This is a genomic window from Lapidilactobacillus achengensis (genome assembly GCF_003946655.1).
Taxonomy (GTDB): Bacteria; Bacillota; Bacilli; order Lactobacillales; family Lactobacillaceae; genus Lapidilactobacillus; species Lapidilactobacillus achengensis.
In genome coordinates this window covers 139,389-146,746 of record NZ_RHOV01000005.1, presented here as the reverse complement: position 1 = coordinate 146,746, position 7,358 = coordinate 139,389, and the positions used below count along the sequence as shown (strand labels likewise).

The window sequence follows — 7,358 nt, the reverse complement described above, 5'->3', positions numbered from 1 at the left end:
TCCTTCAATTTTGAATGGTTTGGCTTTGAACACCTCCATTCTATATCTTGGGAGGACGTTTTGGTATAACCCTATTGTTATCCACCCGCATAGCGGGTGGTTTTTTGTTTCGCGCGCTTCGCGGGCTCAACTGGGTCTAAAGACACTAAAAATAGCCGCCACAATTAATGTGACGGCCAAGACTAATTTCTTTTTAAATTTCATATGCTCCTCCTATCGATCGTAGCCATTTGCATAATCAATTGTGGATTGTTGCAAGTCACTGTTCTTTGATGTTTCAGCAATTTGCGACTGTAAATTTAAGCTACCAGTAAATTGAGTATCATAGACAGCTTCGATTTGGTCCTTGGACTCCGCAAATGCTTTTTCAACGGCATTACTGATCGTAACCTTATCAGCTTCGGTAAAGCCAAGTGACTTTAGCCCATCAATAACAAATCGGACCGCCTTGTCCTTTTTAGCGGCACCGGTCAGCTTTTGAGTTACGCCAAGTTTTTCAGCAGCAACCACCGCTGATTCGGCCAATGGAATTAGTGCCTGCGTGAATGCCAATGCCTTCTTGTTCTTGATAATTTGCTGGGATAACCAGACTCCTACAACTGGAATCACTGCTACCGCAATTGATAGTACTAACTGTGCTAAATCTTTCATTATTTTTCCTCCTAGTGGAATAACTTCATCAGTAAGTTGATGATTAAAACAATGACCCCGCCTGTACCAAATATCATGCCAAACATCTTGATCTGATTGTCTTTGGCTAATTTGGTAAGAGCGAAGTCATGTTGTTCTGATGTTTTATTTTTTGTGATGACCTCTTTCAAGATCACGTTGTTCTGTTCACGCAAATATCGATTTGACTGATCAACACGATCAAGTCCGACACGCAAATCTTGCTTTAATTCTTGCACGTCCTTTTCGACATCATTAAGACGCTCAGTGTGCACGTCAATTTGCTTACCGTGCTCTGTCACGGTCTTTTCTAAGTCCAATTAACCATCCCCTTTTTAAAAAAGTTAAACGACCTAGGAGGCCGTGTCAGCTTTATCTGCTTCTGCCATCTTATCTTCTTGATCATAAACTAAATCAGTAAAGTCCGCGGCGTCTTTACGAACTTCGGTCTTGTTTGAATCGTACAAGTCCTTGTTTAAAACGGCCTGTGTGATATTGCTACGACCGTTACTCTGGTCAATAGTAGCGGAGAAATTCATCACCTGTTGCCCACTGATTGATGATTGGCCAGAAATGCTTAATGATTTGCTAGTTGTTAACATTTATTTTTCCTCCCAATTTTTGATTGCTTTATTATCAAATTTCTTATAAGCGTCTAGGTAAAATTCGTCTTTGTCACCGTTAAAAGTCAGCTCATAATACATTCCGTCAAGCAAAGTCGTGCTTAGCAATGCCTTACTGTTTTGGAGAGTCTTGCTAGACCAAACAATGTAAACGTTATCTGGTGTGATCTGTTTACCGTCACTTTTATCTAGATGATCATTAACATAATCAGTGACCATTTGTTTGCCCTTACGGAAGAATTCATCAGCATTCATTACTTATCCTCCTTAGTTGCGTTAGAGAATGCTTCTGTCAATTCGAGATAGGCTTCAGCATCAGCATTACTTAATTCTGTTTTATCCCCGTATTCTTTAAGAATTCGTTTGATATCGTCGATGTGATTAACATAAGTACCGCCTTGGATTTCAGCTTCTTGACTCAGCAAATCGGCATGCACCTTGTTGAATTCTAATTTCTTGCTTGGCTGAATTTCTGCATTACCATCTGGTTTTGTAATCAAAGGATTATCATCACTAACTGGCAGCGAGTTATCTTTTCGGGCACCGTACTCATTCACCAATTCTTGCTCCGCTTCAGCCAAATCATCTAAAGATTTCTTGAGCAATTTTACAAATTTCGAACGAGCCAAGGTATCTTGACCTTTCAAGCTCATCTTCTGTAACAGATTAATTGATGGCACCAAATAAACATTTTTTAAAGTAATTTTCATGTTTCATCCTCCTAAGAAATGGCAGCAAGTTGCTGTTTTAACTCTTTATTTTCACGTTCTAGTTTTTGAATTCTGGTCTCATGGTCTTTAAGGATAACATTGTGATACATAGGGATACGATCATACGCCAAACTATCGACTTTACCGTTTTTGAATTGGACAACTTCATCCAAACCAGCATCGTGAAAATCATCCGCGATAAAACCATAGTACTGCTGAAACTTGTAATCACTCATTAACTGGTTCTCGGTTGAATCAGTTAAAGACTTGGAAATAGTCTCAACTTCGGCTTTATCAAACCACTGTTTAGGGTTGATATCTAAGATACGTTTTGCATGGTCAATTACTGTTTCCGCGTCATGATCGAGTAACTTGTACTTTCGAGCAGACGTAACACGACCAAGTACGCCGTTATCAGTAATAATCATGTTAGCGGCGCCCGAATATGTTCTATTCTTTATCCCCATGCTTAATGCGTATCCTGAACGTGCATCACCTGCCAATGCAAAAGTGATAGGAGTGTTACCAGGAGTAGCAGAAAATACTACGCTACTGGCCTCCATAAAAATATCAGGTCCAAAATCAGTATCATGCTCCCAGTCCATGCCTCCAGCGCGATATTTGTTCTTTGTTCCTACACCAAGCCATGGAGACATCTCGGTATTAATGGATTGATATGCAAAACCTGATTTCAAAGATATTTGTTTACTCGAAATAATTGCGGCATTTGTATCATCTAAAGCCACTGCGGACCCAGTAATTTGGCCAGCATCTAACATGTTAATTCCAAATGTCCACAATGGAGTATTCATGAATGATTGTGTAGCCACGGTTGTTGCTTGATTACCAGTCAGGGTGACACCCGACTTACCAAACATAAGAACAGATGAATACTGTAGTGATCCATAATCTGCAATTCTAGAAGATCCCCAAACAAACGGTTCTGCAACATCAGTAACCAAATAGATATTGCCATTCTGAAATCGCATGCCACGTCCTGAAGAATCAGCTTGTGTAAAGGTCCCCTCGTCAATCTCAATATCTAATTGGCCTCCAGATAAGGTTGTGGCAGATTTAATTGACCCCTTTTGGAATAAAACCTCCCCAGTATCCAGATTTAAACTCAGATTGGCCCCAGTAATAATCCCGGCTGTGATACTGGCGGCGTTGACGCTTATCAGGTTAACCTTGCTGGCGTCCAAGGTGCCGGCTTTGATACTAGAAGCATTAAGATTGATTATATTGACATTTGCGGCATTAAGCGTACCTGACGTTATATTATCGGCTTTTAATCCAACAATCCCGACTTTCTGAGCATTTAATGTCCCAGCTGTGATGTTATCTGCATTAAGGTCAGTTACCTTAACTTTCTTTGCATTAAGCGTACCTGACGTTATATTATCAGCAACAAGATTGATTACATGAATAAAACTACCGTCGAGCGTGCCGGCTTTGATATAGTCGGCTGACAAGTCTTTGATACTAGCAGCGGGGATAAATGCCGAGCCACCAAACACCGTTGATGCAGCAGATAGATATATCTTGTTTGATTGGATAAGCGTCGATCCAGCTGACAAGTTGATTTGGCTAATTAAATCACCTGTTTTGACGCGGAGGTTAATGTCGTTTGCTAGTTGGGTGATTTGTGACTGGTCAGCCTTATTCTTAACAGTCGTTTGAATCTCATCGACTTTCACTTCTAACGCCGCAAACTGTGTTTTGGTCCCACCCAAATCAGTCTGGACTTTAGACACTGATAAATTGATATTGTCAGCAGTCGTATTAATCTGGCCTTGTGTCCACGTCTGAGTTGCCATATCTTTTGTGGCGTTTGCGATGTTATTATTTAGAGCATCAGTTGCTGCTGTAATATCCGATTTAAGGCTTGTGATTCCGACTGTGATTTTATCCTCGTTGACCTTAATTTGTGATTTAGTCCAGTCCTGCGTAGCTAGCTCATCTGGGGCGATATCGTAATCTGTTGCGAGCGTGCCAGCCTCTAACTGGGGCATACAGATATATACGGCGCTTCCTTTAAACACCCGGAACAGTACATTTTGCTGTCCTGTGTCCGGAAAGCCCGACTTTGATTTAAAGATGTATGTGTGCCGCGTCCAGCCATCGGTTAAATTCCAAACATGACTGCCATCGTTGGTGGCGTAATTTGACTTTAACCCGTCCGCTGAGCTGCCAGAGGGCACATCGATAAAACTACCATACACATACGATGTTAAGTTACCCGTGCCTTTGGCCCAAAACGATAAAGTGTACCATTGATTAGGTCGCACACGATTTGTTTCTAGCGTTGGGTCATAAATCGGCTGCCCTAAAACACCTACGTAGTCATTTGTGATATTTGTTGCATCATAATAAATCGCGTTGTGCCCGTTTAGACCAGCCACAACTGAGCCACCACGAACTTCCCAGTACTTAGTCAAGTCATTAAGATCTGTGCCAAGTAGCAAGTTGACGCCACCGACACTTAAATTATCAACAGTCTGTTTAACCGTCTCCACGCTCGCGGAAATCTCATTTTTAGCAGCAGATATCTGTCCCTGAGACCAAGACTGTGTGGCATAATTACCCAGCATTCCCGTCACATCGCTTGCGGTGACTTTCGCGCTGATTAAGTCTGATTGCACGTCTAACTGACCACTAAGGCTAGTCACACGTCCGTCTAGATCAGATACGGTTGAGCTATCAGCTTTAAGCTTAAGTGCGTTGGCATTAGCTGTCATTCCAGCAGTATTGCTGGTGACCGTCTTTTTAAGATTGTCAACGTTGGTCTGGGCTACCTGTAACTCAGCCTTTGTCGCGGTCAACGCTAATTGAGCGCTGTTGTCGGCCACCATATCAGTTAAATCGGATAATGTTGAGCTATCGGCCTTGAGTTTAAGCGCATCGGCTGTAGCTGCGATATCTAGGGCTTGACTAGCCACACTATCGCCTAGTTTATCGACGTCCGTGTTAGTTAGTGCTAGCTCAGCTTTTGTCGCCGTTTGACTGAGTGTACTCTCTGCAGTCGTGACCCGCTTAGTTAAGGTGTCAACCGTGTTAGTGCTAGCCTTGTTGAGCAATTCGTTTGCGTTTTGTTGAGCCAAAGTTTGAGCTGTCGTTGCCGTTTTGCTGACCGTGTCCACGCTAGTTTTGGTCGCTAGTGTACTAATTGTTGACTGATTTTGCTTAGCTAGTGTGCTGACCGTATCCACTGTGCCGGCTAGCGTGTTATAAGTCGTTTGGCTAACTTTATTGGCTAGCTCACCATTGATATCTGTAAATTGCTGCTGCACATCTTCCGGTGCCTCCGACCAGTCAGTATCTTTGTTGCCACGTTCAAACTGCATGTTATATACAGTAACTGTTCTTGTAGTAGCGACGTTATCCATACGAATATGAATTCCCGTCGCCGTACCACTTGTGGTCCAACCTGACTGCCATTGAACCGTACGCACAACGTGCCCATTATCTTTCATAGCCTCCGTGATACCGAATTGGTCCCATGGTGTATTGTTGAGTTGAGAGAATATAGTGCCATACGCCCCCGTACCAACACTTATATAATCAAAGGATACGGTCACATACTCGCCGTCTTTGAAAGGCGCTTGCTTGATTGTTCCAAATGTGAACCGCCACTTCGGTGAGCTAGTCTGATTAGCGCCGCCAGAACCTTGCATTTGCCACGGGGTGCTTGTGTTAGCTAGATAGTTGCGACCACCAACACTCATGCTATTAATCTTATTTAACGCGTCGGCGGCATTTCCGATTGCGGTGTTAGCTTGACCTAAGGCGTTGCTCGCCTGACCCTTTGCAGCCGCTGCGTCATCGATCGCCTGTGTGGCATTTGCTTTCGCAGTGTTTGCATCGGCTTTTGCTGATAATGCAGACGCCTGAGCTTGTGACGAGATTAAATTTGCTTGATTAGCAACTGTAACTGCCTCAGCAGCTGATTGTTTAGCAGCACTGGCCGTTTTGGTTGCCAAGTCACTGTTTGATACCGCTGTATTAGCGTTAGCTACTGCGCCGTCAATCTTGGTTGATTGATCAGTAATATCCTTTTTGACCTGATCCATTTGGTCAGACAACTCACGGCTTGGCTTGGTTGAGCCAACCTCAACCCATGAATAAAGTCCTGTGTCCGGATCAAACTGATAAACCTGCATGACTGTGTCCGGGCCAACTGATTGATACCAGAGGTCGCCCTTTTTGGCGAATATTGGCTGATCAATACCCTTGTAGATATGATTGCCAGCAATCGTTGCAAAATCGTTATGCAATCGAGTCACAACTTGATTAAACTGACCACTGTAAACAAATGTTGTCTGCGAGGTCACGGTCGTGTCTGCCTTGAGAGTGCCAGAAAGGCCACCGTTAAAACTCAACGTTAAGCCTAGCGCCGGCGCCTTAAACTCATTGCCTTTGTTATCGACAATCGTTACCCAGTCGCCAGCCTCAAGATTTGGGTCAGCAAACCATTCCAAGCTATACGGGTAAAAGTTGATATCCGCATATTGCTCGTATAACTGATCAAGCAGCTGCTGACTCATTGCAGGGTTAGCAACTTTTATTTGCGAACCACTTTTGCTACCAGACTGCAGGGTAACTGTCTCTTGGTTCTCGTTGCCATCGTTTTCAACTTGTGTCGTTGTGACTTCGGCTTGCATGCCGCCGATTCTGTAAAAGGTCTCATTCTTCGTGAGTCCCTTTGACATATAACAATCTGGTGTGATCCTAAAGTTAGGGTCTTCCAGTCCACGGATATCCAGCAGCCCGTCACGATTAAATTGACCGAAGCCACCAGCGATTTGCGCCACATAACCAATGGCCTGTCTATAGGTAACCTCTTTGCCTAAAGCACCAATAGTGGTGTCAGTCAGTCGGGCAATGTTTGCCTCATTGAGTTTGACACCGGCCTGATTAGCAATATCCGTAATGGACTCAATAACGCCAGTTGGATAAGCAATTTTAGACGTGTAATTACCGCTAAGCATGACCATGTTGTCAGTCGCTGATAATGACGTTTGACCGTTGTTACGGTCTTGTTTTACCTCTGAGTCGATAATAAAAACGCCCAGTTTGGTGTAACTCCATGTATCATCTGGGAGCTTAATACCAATTTCAGGCGTTATTTTGTCTTCAAGCTTTAACTTTTCAACAATGTGGGAAAAAGTAATTTTAATTGAGTTCGCGTAAGTTGAGCCAAGTGTTAACGACTCACCATTCATGGCTCCGGCATCGTAACTAAAATCAGTGACATCTTCCGCGTTAAAGACCTGGTCATTAATGGTAATTCTCAACTGTAATTCTCGTTCACTTGCGGCCCATGCGTTACGGACCGCGGTTGTTTCGCTTAACAATC

6 protein-coding genes are annotated in these 7,358 nt (G+C 43.3%); all 6 read right to left on the bottom strand.

The window, feature by feature from the left end:
• Positions 1-213: 213 nt before the first annotated feature.
• From EKM94_RS04740 to EKM94_RS04715, 6 genes are read right to left on the bottom strand one after another with little or no spacing between them, the layout of a single operon-like run.
• On the bottom strand, positions 214-651 hold the full coding sequence (locus EKM94_RS04740) for a phage holin (protein WP_125598243.1): 438 nt from the start codon (positions 649-651) through the stop codon (positions 214-216).
• Between the two features lie 11 nt (positions 652-662).
• A complete protein-coding gene (locus EKM94_RS04735) occupies positions 663-989 on the bottom strand; it encodes a hypothetical protein (protein WP_125598240.1) in 327 nt (108 codons plus the stop codon).
• 33 nt (positions 990-1,022) lie between these two features.
• On the bottom strand, positions 1,023-1,271 hold the full coding sequence (locus EKM94_RS04730; protein WP_125598237.1) for a hypothetical protein: 249 nt from the start codon (positions 1,269-1,271) through the stop codon (positions 1,023-1,025).
• Entirely contained in the window at positions 1,272-1,547 is a 276-nt protein-coding gene (locus EKM94_RS04725) for a DUF6275 family protein (protein WP_125598234.1), read from the bottom strand.
• Complete coding sequence (locus EKM94_RS04720; protein WP_125598231.1) at positions 1,547-2,002, bottom strand: DUF1617 family protein; 456 nt, start codon at positions 2,000-2,002, stop codon at positions 1,547-1,549. The genes EKM94_RS04725 and EKM94_RS04720 overlap by 1 nt, the downstream gene beginning before the upstream one ends.
• A gap of 11 nt (positions 2,003-2,013) precedes the next feature.
• Positions 2,014-7,356 carry a hypothetical protein gene (locus EKM94_RS04715; protein ID WP_125598228.1) on the bottom strand — a complete coding sequence of 1,781 codons (5,343 nt, stop codon included), beginning with the start codon at positions 7,354-7,356 and terminating at the stop codon, positions 2,014-2,016.
• Positions 7,357-7,358: the final 2 nt, after the last annotated feature.